This is a genomic window from Novosphingobium sp. SG754, from assembly GCF_013149315.1.
Lineage (GTDB): Bacteria > Pseudomonadota > Alphaproteobacteria > Sphingomonadales > Sphingomonadaceae > Novosphingobium > Novosphingobium capsulatum.
Window position 1 is genome coordinate 143,116 of sequence record NZ_JABGCC010000006.1, and the last position, 13,287, is coordinate 156,402.

Sequence of the window (13,287 nt, forward strand, 5' to 3'; positions counted from 1 at the left end):
CCCGTCGATCAGGTCTTGAACTCGCGATCCCGAAAGTTGCCGATTGTTGGCCCGGATCAGTCCCGATTTCTCATGCCTGAGACGCACATTTGGAAAAGAGGAATCGGGAACATATTTTGGGAAAGCGAATGCACCGAACGGCTTCCAACCCGAACGTGGGAGGGCACCGATCTCTCAAAAAAGGTTCCTTCTCGGGAGGAGGCCGACGCGTTAAGGCGTCATTATGAGGATCATATTCGTCATGCTGTTGGCATCAGTTGCCGCCGGGGCGCAGGCCCAGACAGCGCAGGCGCGGCCCGGTGAGAGTGCAACAATGAACGACGCAACAAACGTGATCGCCGTGGACCACACGGGCTTTGCTGTATCGTCTTTGGACGAAGCCATTCGGTTTTGGACGGAAGCGCTCGGTTTCACACTTGAGCGACAAGCCGAGATGGGGGGCGACTTCCTGCATCAAGTCACAGGTGTCGATGATCCGAGTGTGAAAACGGCGATCGTCAGGGCGCCAAACGGTTACGTGGTCGAACTGTTGCAATATTCAAAGGGACGCCAGAACGGGGCGGTGCCCGATAGCGCGGGGGCGATCGGTGCGGCGCACCTAGCTCTGACCGTGAAGGATATCCATGCCGCCATGGCCCGCGTCGAGGCAGCAGGATGGAAGGCGAAGGGTAGCCCGCTGCCAATCGCAGGTGGTCCCCGCAAGGGAACTTTGGTGACCTATGTTTCAGGCCCTGATCATATCACGATAGAGCTTATGCAGCCACCAGCCCGCTGATGTAGCCTGCCGAAGTTTCCCGTTCCACAATCGTTTTTGGGAAGGCAGCTATCGCCCGCGCCCTTCGAAAGCTGCCTGTCCGTTTCCACCGACTTTTAATCCATTTCTTCGTCATTCCCGCGCAGGCGGGAATCCAGTTTAGGCGTGGTCTCAATCGCCCGGAAGCCACTGGATTCCGGCCTGCGCAGGAGTGACGAAGTCGGAGGCGGCAAAGGCAACTCTTCACTACCATCAGCCATTCGACATCGGGCTATCCGGATCGGTCAGTCTGCGATCCCAACCGCTCTGCCTGAAAATCCCACACGAAGCTACGAAGACACGAAGAAGGGTCTTTCCTTCGTGTCTTCGTGGCTTCGTGTGACTCCATGACAAGGCACCACGCCCGGTCTCGTGCTTGGCACCGCAACCGGCTCAATCCAGCAGCAGGATCGACATGCGGCGGTTGCTCGGGTCGTTGGGGCTGTCGGGCACCAGGGGCTCGCGGTCGGCCACGCCCTCGATCCGTTGGAAGCGGGCCTCGCCCACGCCGTTGCGCATCAGGGCCTGGCGCGTGGCTTCGGCGCGGCCGGCCGATAGCGACCAGTTGTTGGCCGGGTCGCCAGGCTTCCACTGCAGCGCGTCGGTATGGCCGCGTACGGTCAGGCCGCCGGGTTCGGGCGCGATGGCCTGGCCGATCGCCCGGATCAGTTCCAGCGCATCGGGCGTGAGGATCGTGGTGCCCAGGCGGAACATCGAGAAGTGCGCGTCGTCCAGCATGTCGATGCGGATGCCCTCCGGCGTCATCGTCATGTGCACCTGCTTGGCCAGCTGGCGCAGCTTCTCATTGGCATCCAGCTTTTCCTTCAGCCGCTGCTGCATCACCTGGGTGCGCTTCATCTTCGATCCGCCATCCTTGGGGCCGCCGGTGGCATCGCGCGGAATGGTCATCGTGCGCGTGCCGGTCTGCCCGGCGCGGTGGGGATAGTTGTCGGCATCGGTCAGCGACGAGCCGCCCAGCAGCCCGTCAGACCCGGCGCTGCCCTTGCGCGTCTTGACCAGGGTGGGGGTAAAATAGTCGGCGATGCCCTTGCGCTGTTTTTCGGTGGTTGCGCCCAGCAGCCACATCAGCAGGAAGAACGCCATCATCGCGGTCACGAAATCGGCATAGGCCACTTTCCAGGCCCCGCCGTGATGGCCGCCGGCCACCACGGTGATCTTCTTGACGATGATCGGCTTGGGCGCGTCCTTGCCTTTGGGTGGCTTGGCCATGGCGATCCCTTTCGCTTAGCGGCCGCGCAGCGCGTCGAGCAGTTCCGACAGGCCGGGACGGAACGCATGGCCCAAGCCCGAACGCGCGCTTTCCACCACCAGCGGCTGCGGCCAGCCATGCAGCGATGACACGATCACCTGCTTGACCGCCTGGTAGATCATCGCATCCTGATCGAGCACCTGCTTGAGCCGGCCAGCCAGCGGCGCGACGATGCCATAGGCCAGCAGCACCCCCATGAACGTGCCGACCAGGGCCGAACCGATCATCGCGCCCAGCACCGTGGGTGGCTTGTCGATCGAGCCCATGGTCTTGACCACGCCCAGCACGGCGGCCACGATGCCCAGCGCGGGCAGGGCATCGGCCAGGCCCTGCAGGGCATGCTGCGCCTCTTCCTGCTCGTGGAAATGGGTTTTCATCGCGTGGTCCATCACGTCTTCCACGGCATGCACTTCCAGCGTGCCGGAAGACACGACGATCAGGGTCAGCGTATCGCAGATCAGCGAGACCAGCGCGGTATGGGCCAGGATGCGCGGATATTCGGCAAACAGGGCCGAACTCTTGGGATCGGCCACATGGCTTTCCAGCGCCACCGGGCCATCGCTGCGCAGGATCTTCATCAGCTTGGCACACAGCACGATGGCATCGACATGGTCCTGCTTGTTGTGCTTGGGGCCCTTGAACACTTTGCCTAGGCCCGCGCCGATGCCCTTCAGTTCGTGCATGGAATTGCCGGTGATCGTGGCGCCCAGCGCCGCGCCGCCGATGATGAGCATTTCGTGGGGTATGGCTTCGGCCACCGGGCCGATTGCGCCACCGGTGATGATGAAGCCGCCAAAGACCATGGCGAGCAGGACGACGATGCCGATACCAGCAAACATGAAGCGGTGACCCTGTCGATAAACCGTGAAAGCCGGCGCTATCACCCGGCCGTTGCTGCAATGCAGAACGGCACGGGCGCGCGCACTTTCAGGACATCATGGTAAAGAGCGAAAGGCCCGAGATCTTGGTGAAGCTGGCCTGGCTGGCCTGCAGCACCGTGGCCAGTTCCTGCAACCGGGTATAGGCAGTGGGGATGTCGGTGGCGCCCAGCGTGCTCTGGTCCTGGCTGCGCGCCTCGCCCATCGTGGTCTGCCGCTCGGTGTTGAGATCGATCCACGACAGGCGCGCGCCCACCACGGTCTGCCCGGTGGAGACCGCCGTCATGGCATCATCGAGCGTGGTGAGCGCACTGTTGGCGGCAGACTGCGCGCCGCTGCCGCCCGCGCTGATCGCGTCGGTCAGGCTCTTGAGCGCGGCAAATACATCGCTGCTGGTGCCGCCGGACGAGAAATTGAGAAACTCCGGCCCGGTCAGGCTGCGCTTCACGCTCTGCCCGTCGCCTAGCTCCAGCGTGCCGGCGCTGCCGCTGCCGACATAGCTGACCACGCCGGTGGTGGCATCCACGCTATAGGCCGCGCCCGCCGCATCGCCGCCGAACAGCGCATTGCCCGCGCTGTCACGCGAATTGGCGAGCGAGACCAGGTTGTTGCGCAATTCGGCCAGTTCCTGGCCAATGCTGGTGCGCTGCTCGTTCGACAGCGTGCCGGTAGCGGCCTGGTTGGCCAGCTGGCGCGTGCGCTGCAGCGTGTTGATCATCTCGGTCATCGCCGAATCGGTCAGGTTGAGATCGGCCGTGGCGCGGTTGGCCGCGCCGGCATCGACCTTGGCGATGGCATCCTGGCGTTGCAGGTTGCGCAGGCGCGAGGCGGTGAGCGGATCGTCTGACGAGGCGGTCAGCCGGTTGCCGCTGGAAATCTGCGTCTGCACCTGCTCCATCTGGGTGCGCAAGCCGTTGAGATCGAGCGCGGAGCGATCGTAGAACGCGGACGTAGTGGTCGAGACGCTGGATGACATGGGCGACCTACTTGATCGAGAGGATGGTGTCGAACAGGTTGCCGGCAACCTGCATCACCCGGCCCGAGGCTTGGAACGCCTGCTGAAACCGGGTCAGGTTGATGGCTTCGGTGTCGAGATCGACCCCGGCCTGGGCGGAAAGCGCGGTCTTGGCCGCATCGGAAATGGTCTTGAGCGCATCGCGCGTGGTGGTGCGCGCCTGCACCGTGGCAGAGGCCTGGTAGATCAGGGTATCCATCGTGCCGGCCGGATCGGCGCTGGTCAGCGCATTGCGCAGCGCGGTGAGGTTGGTGGTATCGCGGCTGCCGGCGGCGGCGCCTGCGGCCGCCGTGGCGATCGCGCTGCCCTGGGTGGTGGCAAGCGCCATGCTGCCCGCGCCCGTGCCGGAAAACAGTGCAGGGCCGGTCGATCCATCAAGCGCGGCGCCATTGCCCTGCACGGTGTTGACCGTGTCGATCACGCTCTTGGCCAGGGTGTCGAGCTGGCCATGCACATCGGCCAGGTTGGCCAGTACTTGTTGCTGCCCCGCCAGCGAGCCGCCCGACAGAGTGACCGCGCCGCCGTTGACGGTAAAGCCGATCGTGCCATCGGTAGCGGTGGTAACCGCCAGCGCTTGCGCCGTGGCACCGGTCACCAGCGGCGCGCCCGATGCGCCGCCCAGCGTCACATCAACCGCGCCATTGCTGGCAAAGCTGGTGGCGATATCGGCATAGCCCGCCAGCTTTTCGAGCAGCATGTCGCGCTGGTCGAGCAGGCCGGTGCGATCGCTGCTGGCATCGGCCATGCGCGCCAGCCGGCCGTTGACCTTGGCCAGTTCGGCCGACATCGTGTTGATCTGGTTCACGCCATCGCTGGCGCCGCCCTGCTGGCCCTTGGCCACGGCATCGAGCTGGTTTGACGCGATGTTGAAACTGTTGGACAGGGTCTGCGCCGCCGCGATCACCGAGGCGCGCAACGGCGTGTCGGTGGGGCTTTGCGCCAGTTGCGTGAGGGCGGTTTCAAAGCCGGTGATCGCCGAATAGACGCCCGGCGCCTCAAGCGCGGACTGGATATCGGTAAGGCCGCCCACTTCGGTATCGGCGCGCGCGGTATCGGCGCCGGTGCGCCGCACCTCGGCCTGGCGAAAGGCATCGGCATTGCGGATAACCCCGGTCACCCGCACGCCCGACAGCGACACGTCGCGGTTCCCGGCAACATAGCCGGGCGTCATCACCTCTTCGGTGGATACCGTGCGGCGCACATAACCATCGGTGCCGGCATTGGCGATGTTCTGGGCGGTCACGTCCAACTGGGTGCGGGCGGCGCGGGTGGCGCTGCGCGCGATCGAGAGCAGGTCGGTGGTCATGGCGCTCAGGCTCCCCCACCGGTTTTAGGCTTGGCGCCAGTGGCCTGGGCAGCCGCACTGGCCAACTGGCTTTCCAGCCGCGTGGCCAGGCCCAGCGTGCCGGCCTTGGCGGCGATCTCGGCAAAGCGTTCGTCGCGCATCTGGGTAAAGGTATCGTCCTGCTTCTTGCCGAACAGATCGTCGCCGCCCAAGTCGGTGCTGCGCGCGGTGCTCAACATCTGGCGCAGGAACATCGCCTCGAAACCCTGCGCGGCCTTGCGCAGCGCGGCGCGATCGGGGCCGCTGGCCGGGGACGTGGCGGCTGCGGCGGCGCCCGAAACGGCGCCGGTGCTTGTCGATGCAGAAGTCATCAGATCACCACCATTTCGGCCTTGAGGGCGCCGGCCTGCTTGAGCGCTTCCAGGATCGCCACCAGATCGGACGGCGAAACCCCCAATTTGTTAAGGGCATTGACCAGCGAAGAGAGCGAGGCACCGGGCTTGAACAGCGCCACGTGGTTGCCCTGTTCCTCCACGCTGATCTGGCTGCTCGGCACCACGGCGGTCTGGCCGTTGGAAAAGGGGCCGGGCTGCGATACGCGCGGTTTTTCATCAACCTTGATCACCAGCTTGCCGTGGCTGATCGCGGCGGGAGACAGGCGCACCGCGCTGTTGATCACCACCGTGCCGGTGCGGCTGTTGACGATCACCTTGGCGGCGGCCTCGGCCGGGCTCACCTCGATCGCCTCGATCGCGGCCATGGCGCTGGCGCGGGCATCGCTGCCATTGGGCAGGCGCAGCGCCACGGTCACGCCGTCTTCCACGCTGGCGGTGCCGGGAAAACGCGTGTTGATCGCATCGCGCACGCGGGCGGCGTTGAGGAAATCGGCGTCGAACAGGTTCCAGCGCAACACCTCGTTGCGATCAAACCCGGTATCGACCGCGCGCTCCACCGTGGCGCCTTCGGCAATGCGGCCCACCGTGGGCACGTTGACGGTCAGCTGCGATCCATCCTTGGCGGTAATGCCCAGGCCGCCGACGGCAAGGTTGCCCTGCGCCATGGCATAGATCTGCCCATCGGCACCATAGAGCGGCGCCAAGACCAGCGCCCCGCCGCGCAAGGACTTGGCCTTGCCGATCGTCGATACGGTCACGTCGATGCGCTGGCCGGGCTTGGAAAAGGCCGGCAGATCGGCCGTAATCATCACCGCCGCTGCATTCTTCAGGCCCGGCGCCACGCCGGCGGGCAATTGCACGCCCAGCCGGCCCGAAACCCCGCGCATCGCCTGGGTCAGGTATTCCAGGTTGTCGTCACCCGTGCCGGGCAGGCCCACCACGATGCCATAGCCGGTCAGCTGGTTCGAGCGCACGCCCTGGAACTCGCCCAGATCGCGCACCCGTTCGGCATGGGCGGCGGTGCCCAACACCGGCAGCGCGGCCAGCGCTGCGGCCACCATCACCAGCCACAGGCCGGGGCGCACTGCCAGCAGGCCGCGCCGCCACAGCGGGCGCAGGGCCAGCCCGGCCAGCGCCGCAGCGGCCAGATCGAACGCGATGGGAGAAGCGATAGACATCAAGGGTTCCCTAGAACGGGCTGACAAGGTTGAAGAACTTGGTCAGCCAGCCCTGGTGGGCAGCGCGGCTGACATCGCCGTTGCCGGCATAGGTGATCCGCGCATCGGCCACCTGGCCCGATTGGATGCGGTTGGTCGTGTCGATATCAGCCAGGCGCACGATGCCCGAAAGCTGCACCCATTCCTGGCCCTGGCTCAGCGTCAGGCGCTTTTCGCCTTTGACCAGCGCGGTGCCATTGGGCCGTACCTGGGCGATCGTCACCGAAACCTCGCCACCCAGCGTGCTGGTCTGCGAGGCATTGCCCTGGCCGGAAAAGGCGCTGGCGCCCGAATTGTTGATGCCGTTCTGCGACAGGATCGACAGCGGCCCCTTGTTGGGCGGGGTGAACGTGAACGAGGATGACTTGGCGGTCTTGCTCGCCGCCGATTTCGACGTGGTCAGCTGTTCGGCCAGCACGATCACCAGGCTGTCCCCCACCGCATGGGCGCGCGCACCCTCGACCAGCCCGGCATAGCCATTGGCCAGGTTGAGGATGCTGCCATCGGCGGGCTTGGCCGGGCTTTCGGCCGGCAGCGCCGGGTCAAACCCCGCCGCCGGGCGGTTGCGCGCCTTGGCCGGCTGGGCCGCCACCAGCATGCCGGCGGTAATCATCGCCGGCACCATCAGCATGGCCATCAGGCGCAGGCCCAGGCCCTGGCGCGGGGCAAGCCCATGGCGCGGGGCAAGCCCACGCCCGCGCTCGGCATGCAGCGCCTTGTCGAACAGGGGATCGAACGGAGAGTCCATGGGCTTTAGCGTCTTTCCGGCCTTACAGCGTCTGGTTGGCGTTCTTGAGCATCTCGTCGATCGCCGAGATCATCTTGGAATTGATCTCGTAGGCGCGCTGGCACTCGATCATGTCGACCAGCTCTTCCACCACGTTGACGTTGGACGCTTCCAGGTAACCCTGCTGGATATGGCCGCGCCCGGCGTCGCCGGCATTGCCCACTTGCGCTGCGCCGCTGGCGCCGGTTTCCACCAGGAAGTTGTCGCCCATCGCCTTGAGGCCCTGCGGATTGGCAAAGCTGGCAATGGTGATCTGGCCGAGCGTGGTGGCCTCGGTCGCGCCGGGAAGGGTGGCGGTCACGGTGCCGTCCTGCGCCACGGTGATCGCGTTGGCGCCTTCGGGCACGGTGATCGCCGGTTGCAGCGGATAGCCTTGCGAGGTCACCAGGGTGCCTTCGGCCGAGCGGCTGAAATTGCCGGCGCGGGTATAAGCGAGCTGGCCGCCCGGCAGCGTCACCTGGAAAAAACCATCACCGTCGAGCGCCAGGTCAAGCGCATTGCCGGTGCTTTGCAGCTGGCCCTGGCTTTCCATCCGCGCGGTGCCCTGCAGCGCCACGCCGGTGCCCAGGTTGAGCCCGGTGGCATAGGCGGTCTCGTTGGAAGACTGCTGCCCGGCCACGCGCGTGTCCTGATAGGCCAGCGTGGAAAAGTTGGCGCGGTCGCGCTTGAAGCCGGTGGTGCTCACGTTCGCCAGGTTGTTGGCGATCACCCGCATCCGTGTGTCCTGGGCTTCCAGGCCGGTGCGGGCAACGTGAAGGGCGGAACTGGGCATGGCAGGATCTCTCCGAAAGGGATTGTCAGGTGTTGAGGCGCATCAGCGAGGCGGATTTCTCGTCGACCTCGCGCGCGGTGGAGGCGACCTTGGTGCGCATGTCGAACAGGCGCTGCGCCTCCACCATTTCGACCAGCACTTGCGTGGGATCGACGTTGGATTGCTCCAGCGCGCCGGGAGTCAGGCGGGCCTCTTCGTCCTGCGGCAGGGTGCCGATGGTGTTGTTCGGCCCCGTCACGCGGAACAGCCCGTCCAGCCCCTTGCCCATCTGGCTGCCCTGGGTGGAAACCAGCTTGATCCGCGCCACCGCCTGGGGCGGGGTGGACGGGTTCTGCGGATCGCCCGCCAGCACGGTGCCATCAGGCGCGATGGTCACGATCGTGCCGGTCGGCACGGTGATCGGCCCGCCATCGCCGATCACCGGCCGCCCGTCGCCGTTCTGCAGCACGCCATCGGTGGTGATCGTCAGGTCGCCGCGCCGGGTATAGGCTTCGCTGCCATCCTGCGCCTGCACGGCCAGCATGGTGTCCCCGCTCAACGCCACGTCGAGCGGGTTGTTGGTCGCCATGGTGGCGCCCTGCTTCATGCTGGAACCTTGGACATACCCCTGCGTCATCGCGCGGGCTTCCAGCGCGGGGCCTTTGAGCGTGACCGGCGTGGCGCTGAGCATTTCCTGGCGAAAGCCCACGGTCTGCGCATTGGCCATGTTGCTGGCGATCACGCGCTCGCGCACCATCGATCCGGTCATGCCGGAATAGGCGGTATAGATCAGCCGGTCCATGGCCGCTTGCCTCCCTTAAGCCTTAGCTGCGCAGGTTGAGAATGGCCTGGGTGGCCTGGGTGGCGGTATCGATCGCCTTGGCATTGGCCTGGTAGGCGCGCTGGGCGACGATCAGGCCCACCAGCTCGTCCGACACCTCGACGTTGGAGCGTTCGAGATAGCCCGACATCAGCTTGCCGTACTGGCCATTGGTCGGCTCGCCATAGTTGGCCGTGCCCGACAGGTTGGTGGCGGTCCAATCGGCCGAGCCCTGCTGGCGCAGGCCCTGCGGATTGAGGAACGTGGCCAGGCCGATCTTGCCGATCACGGTGTTGGACCCGTCGGCATAGCTCGCCGCGACATTGCCGTTTTCCGAAACTGTCATCCCGGCAAATTCCGATCCGGCGGCATTGGTGATCGGCACCAGCGTGTCCTGCAGCGTCGTGCTGGTGGCAGTGCCCGTGGCGTCGGTGGGATACATCTGCACGCGGTTGCCCTGCGCGTCGGTGACATAACCGCCGGCATCCATCTGGAAGGCGCCATTGCGGGTGTACATCGTCTGCCCGGTGGTGGGAGACTTGACGGTGAAGAACCCGTCGCCGCTCACCGCCACATCCAGCGAGGAGCCGGTGGAATCGAGCGCGCCCTGCTTGAAGTTCTGGGTGATCGCCTCGACCTTGGCGCCAATGCCCTCGATCAGGCGCGGGTTGGTGAATGCCGTGCCGGCAACCACGTCGGCAAAGCTTACCGTGCTTTTCTTGAAGCCGTTGGTTTCCGAGTTGGCGATGTTGTTGCTGACCACGTTGAGATCGGTCTGCGCATTCTTGATGCCGTTGAGCGAGGTATAGAACGACATGGCGTGTTTTCCTGTCGGTTGGGGAAAGGGATCAGGCGGCAGTGGTGGCGGCGGTGGTGGCCGTCGCCGTGCCGGTGCCGGTGGTGCCGGCGGCGGCCTGGGCCGCGCTGATCGCGGCCAGCTGCTGCGAAATGGTCTTGAGCGTGGCGGCTACATCGGCGTTTGACGCGCTGGCTGTGTTCAGCTTGTCGAGCTTGTCGGAAATGGCGCTCAGCGTTGAGTTCATCTCGGTGGAGTTCGACAGCGACGAAAACTGCGCCAGCTGGGCGACCATCTGGGTGTTGTCCACCGGCGAGGTCGGGTCCTGGTTCTGCAGCTGCGCGGTCAGCATCTTGAGGAAATCGGTGGCGCCAAGGCTGGCCCAGCCGGTCTTGGCCGGGGCCGCTGCGGTGCCCGTGGCGCTGGTGCCCGTGGTGCTTTGGGAGGTAACGGTGGTCATGTCACTTCATCCTCATCGTATCGAGCATCAGCTGCTTGGCGGTCTGCATCGCCTCCACCACGTTCTGGTATTGGCGGCTGGCTTCCATCATCTCGACCATCTCGGCATTTTCATCGACCGGGGCGGCCCAGACATCGCCATTGGCATTGGCCAGGGGATTGTCGGGATCGTGGGTGCGCACGGCGGTGGTATCGGTGCGATAGACCCCCTGGACCTTGACCGTGGCGAGGCCGGACCGCGCATCGAGTTCCTCGGCAAAGACCGGGCGCAGTGGGCGATAGGCCTGCGCCTCGCTGCCGGCGACGTTGCCGGCATTGGCCAGGTTCGATGCCGCTGCGTTCATCCGCACCAGCTGGGCCGACATCGCGCGGCCGGTCACGCCAAACAGGGTGAGGGGGGTGTTGCCGTTGCCCGCCATGGTCATTCGCCCTTGAGCGCGCGGGTCACTTCGCCCACGCGGCCGCGGATGAATTCCAGCGTGGCGGAATAGCCCACCGCGTTTTCGGCAAAGGCGGTCTGTTCGGTGGCCATTTCCACCGTATTGCCATCCAGGCTGGGCATCACCGGCACCCGATAGAGCGCCGCGCCGGCTTCGGCCTGGCTTTCGCTGGCACCGGCCAGGCGCGCCTTGAGCGCGGCCCCGAAATCGATGTCGCGCGCCTTGTAGCCGGGCGTTGCGGCATTGGCGATGTTGGAGGACAGCAGCCCCAGGCGCGTGGCGCGCAGTTCCAGCGCGGCGCCATGGATGCCGAACAGGCTGTCGGATGATGCACTCTGGCTCATCGGCGGTGCTCTCGCTTTCCTTGGGCAGACGAATGATGCCGATGGTTCAGCAAGGGACGTGCCAAGTGCGCCGTTGCCCCGGAATCTGGCACCACGGTTGCAGGCCACCCCGCCAGGCACGGCAAGGCTTTGCCGAAAGGCGGCAAGCCGGGCTGCCGCCCCCCTGAAACCCGCGCGCGCGCTGCCGTTCTTCGTGCCAGGATTTCGCGAAAGACCAAGGCCCATGGATTTAACCCACCTGCTGGATGCCCAATCGGCCGTGATCGTTGTTGGCGGCACGCTGGTCGGCACCGTGCTGCGCTGTGGTTGGCATGACAGCCTTGTAGCGGTGCGCGCGGTGGCGGGGCTGCTGCGCCCTGGCTTCAATGCCGCGGCGATGCGTTCCGAACTCGCGCACGAGGTGGCGCTGATCCGCCGCGATGGGGTGATCCGGGCCAACCCGCGCCGCCTGGCCGATCGCGAATTTGATTCCGCCACCAGCGCGCTGGTGCGTACTCGCTCGCTCGACGGGCTGGTCGAACAGCATGAAACCTGGCGCCGCGCGCGCCTGCGCCGCGCCACCACCGCCGCACGCACCCTGGCGCAGGCGGCCGATCTGTCGCCGGTGTTCGGCCTGGCGGGCACGCTCGTCGCGCTCAGCCAGCTCAAGGTGGAAAGCCTGGCCCATGGCAATTTCATCGGCGCCATTGCCATGTCGGTCCTGACCACGCTCTATGGCCTGCTGCTGGCCCACATCGTCATGGGGCCGCTGGGCCGCGCGGTAGAGCGCGCCTCGCAGGCCGAAGAGGAAGCCCGCGCCGACGTGATGACCTGGCTGACCCAGCAGGTGGGGCCGGCCTGCCCGGATCGCCAGCGCGCCACGCCGCTGTCACCGCACGGCGTCACCCTGCCACGCAGGGCGGCAAACGCCGATGGCATGGCGGCAGATACGGGGCTGCGGCCCCTCGATCCGCGCGAAACGGCATGATCACCCGGCCCGGGCAGACCGGATGGCAGACCATCCTGGCCGATCTCGCGCTGATCCTGTTCATGATCTGCGCCTCTGCCCTGTCCGTGGCCGAAGGGCCGGCCCCACCCGCAATCAGGGCGCAGGCGGCCCCGCTGCGCGCCCCCCCGCCGCCGCCTGCGGTTCAGCCCGTTGCCCCGTCGCTGCAGGCAGAGCCAGTGGGCGTGTGGCGCGATGGGCCCGGCGCCCCGCCGCTGGCGCAATGGTTGGCCGAACAGGCGGCCGATCCGCGCCTGCGCCTGTCGATCGTGGTGCGCTATGCCGCCGGGCCTGGCGGGCGAGAGGCAGCCTTGGACCAGGCCGCCAGCCTGGCCCGTAGCGCTGGTCAACGTGCCGCCAGCGCGCGGCTGGTGGTGGAACCTGGCGCGCTGCCAGGCGCCAGCGTCACGCTGGGTTATGACGAAGAGCGTTGAATGGCATGGCTCTTGCTGAAACCGGGAGAGACGCCTCCCGCTTCAGGAAATTGCCATGTTCGCTGCTTTCACCCGGCCCATTTTTGCCGCCCGCTTTGCCGGTGCGCTTGCCGCCCTGCTGGCCACTGGCCCTGCGGCCCAGGCGCAGGTGGCGCAGGCGCCGGCCACGCGCTTTGCCGATATGACCGCGATCGATCAGGCCGTCGCGCAGTTCACCGGCCGGTCGATCGGGGTGCCCGGCGGCGCGGCGCAGCCGGTCGATCGGCGCTTGCGCCTGGTGGCTTGCACGGCGCCGCTGGCCCTGGGCTGGCGCGCCGGGGCGCATGACAGCATCCTGGTGCGCTGCCCCGATGCCGGCGGCTGGCGCCTGTTCGTGCCGGTAGTGGCCACGGTTGCCGAAGCGCCGGCTGGCCCGGCCGCAGCGCCGGCGGTGCTGCGCGGCGATGGCGTGACCATCGCCATGGTGGGCGATGGCTTTTCGGTGGAGCAGGCCGGCGAGGCGCTCGATCCTGGCCCGGTGGGCGGCTGGATCCGCGTGCGCACCGGGGCCAAGGCCGATGCCCTGCGCGGGCGCATCGTGCGCCCCGGCGTGGTCGAAGTGCCGGTCGAGTGAACCGG

General features: G+C 66.6%; 17 protein-coding genes. 4 read left to right on the forward strand and 13 right to left on the reverse strand.

Features of this window, described 5'->3' with window-relative positions:
- Window positions 1-223: 223 nt before the first annotated feature.
- Window positions 224-775, forward strand: a complete 552-nt coding sequence (locus tag FHW97_RS16250) for a VOC family protein (RefSeq protein WP_062787648.1) — start codon at window positions 224-226, stop codon at window positions 773-775.
- Window positions 776-1,186: 411 nt separating this feature from the next.
- Here the strand turns inward: FHW97_RS16250 and FHW97_RS16255 are convergent, their stop codons facing one another.
- From FHW97_RS16255 to flgB, 13 genes are all read right to left on the reverse strand, one after another.
- Complete coding sequence (locus FHW97_RS16255) at window positions 1,187-2,023, reverse strand: flagellar motor protein MotB (protein WP_054132421.1); 837 nt, start codon at window positions 2,021-2,023, stop codon at window positions 1,187-1,189.
- A gap of 15 nt (window positions 2,024-2,038) precedes the next feature.
- Window positions 2,039-2,902, reverse strand: a complete 864-nt coding sequence (gene motA, locus FHW97_RS16260; RefSeq protein WP_022676884.1) for a flagellar motor stator protein MotA — start codon at window positions 2,900-2,902, stop codon at window positions 2,039-2,041.
- Between the two features lie 88 nt (window positions 2,903-2,990).
- Window positions 2,991-3,917 carry a flagellar biosynthesis protein FlgL gene (locus FHW97_RS16265; RefSeq protein WP_168352475.1) on the reverse strand — a complete coding sequence of 309 codons (927 nt, stop codon included), beginning with the start codon at window positions 3,915-3,917 and terminating at the stop codon, window positions 2,991-2,993.
- 7 nt (window positions 3,918-3,924) lie between these two features.
- Window positions 3,925-5,262 (reverse strand): flagellar hook-associated protein FlgK, encoded by a 1,338-nt coding sequence (gene flgK, locus FHW97_RS16270; RefSeq protein ID WP_107717017.1) that lies wholly within the window; start codon window positions 5,260-5,262, stop codon window positions 3,925-3,927.
- Window positions 5,263-5,267: 5 nt separating this feature from the next.
- Window positions 5,268-5,612, reverse strand: a complete 345-nt coding sequence (locus FHW97_RS16275) for a rod-binding protein (RefSeq protein ID WP_107717016.1) — start codon at window positions 5,610-5,612, stop codon at window positions 5,268-5,270.
- A complete protein-coding gene (locus FHW97_RS16280; protein WP_043609634.1) occupies window positions 5,612-6,697 on the reverse strand; it encodes a flagellar basal body P-ring protein FlgI in 1,086 nt (361 codons plus the stop codon). The genes FHW97_RS16275 and FHW97_RS16280 overlap by 1 nt, the downstream gene beginning before the upstream one ends.
- 127 nt (window positions 6,698-6,824) lie before the next feature.
- Window positions 6,825-7,601, reverse strand: a complete 777-nt coding sequence (locus tag FHW97_RS16285; protein ID WP_253941832.1) for a flagellar basal body L-ring protein FlgH — start codon at window positions 7,599-7,601, stop codon at window positions 6,825-6,827.
- 22 nt (window positions 7,602-7,623) lie between these two features.
- Window positions 7,624-8,412, reverse strand: a complete 789-nt coding sequence (flgG, locus tag FHW97_RS16290; protein ID WP_168352476.1) for a flagellar basal-body rod protein FlgG — start codon at window positions 8,410-8,412, stop codon at window positions 7,624-7,626.
- 25 nt (window positions 8,413-8,437) lie between these two features.
- The gene (locus FHW97_RS16295) at window positions 8,438-9,193 is read right to left on the reverse strand and encodes a flagellar basal body rod protein FlgF (RefSeq protein WP_168352477.1); all 756 of its coding nucleotides are present in this window, start codon (window positions 9,191-9,193) and stop codon (window positions 8,438-8,440) included.
- A gap of 22 nt (window positions 9,194-9,215) precedes the next feature.
- Window positions 9,216-10,028, reverse strand: a complete 813-nt coding sequence (locus FHW97_RS16300; RefSeq protein WP_168352478.1) for a flagellar hook-basal body protein — start codon at window positions 10,026-10,028, stop codon at window positions 9,216-9,218.
- A gap of 31 nt (window positions 10,029-10,059) precedes the next feature.
- Complete coding sequence (locus FHW97_RS16305; protein WP_168352479.1) at window positions 10,060-10,467, reverse strand: flagellar hook assembly protein FlgD; 408 nt, start codon at window positions 10,465-10,467, stop codon at window positions 10,060-10,062.
- A 1-nt stretch (window position 10,468) separates the two neighbouring features.
- Window positions 10,469-10,891: a flagellar basal body rod protein FlgC gene (gene flgC, locus FHW97_RS16310; RefSeq protein WP_370525443.1), complete on the reverse strand. Its 423-nt coding sequence runs from the start codon at window positions 10,889-10,891 to the stop codon at window positions 10,469-10,471.
- Entirely contained in the window at window positions 10,888-11,250 is a 363-nt protein-coding gene (flgB, locus tag FHW97_RS16315) for a flagellar basal body rod protein FlgB (protein ID WP_022676873.1), read from the reverse strand. Before flgB ends, flgC begins: the two co-directional genes overlap by 4 nt.
- A 223-nt stretch (window positions 11,251-11,473) precedes the next feature.
- On the opposite strand from flgB, the gene FHW97_RS16320 reads away from it, so the two are divergent.
- The 3 genes from FHW97_RS16320 to FHW97_RS16330 are packed head-to-tail and all read left to right on the forward strand — an operon-like array spanning window position 11,474 to window position 13,282.
- Window positions 11,474-12,217 carry a MotA/TolQ/ExbB proton channel family protein gene (locus FHW97_RS16320; protein ID WP_168352481.1) on the forward strand — a complete coding sequence of 248 codons (744 nt, stop codon included), beginning with the start codon at window positions 11,474-11,476 and terminating at the stop codon, window positions 12,215-12,217.
- Entirely contained in the window at window positions 12,214-12,669 is a 456-nt protein-coding gene (locus FHW97_RS16325) for a hypothetical protein (protein ID WP_168352482.1), read from the forward strand. The genes FHW97_RS16320 and FHW97_RS16325 overlap by 4 nt, the downstream gene beginning before the upstream one ends.
- A gap of 55 nt (window positions 12,670-12,724) precedes the next feature.
- Window positions 12,725-13,282, forward strand: coding sequence for a flagella basal body P-ring formation protein FlgA (locus FHW97_RS16330; protein WP_168352483.1), 558 nt, complete (start codon window positions 12,725-12,727; stop codon window positions 13,280-13,282).
- Window positions 13,283-13,287: the final 5 nt, after the last annotated feature.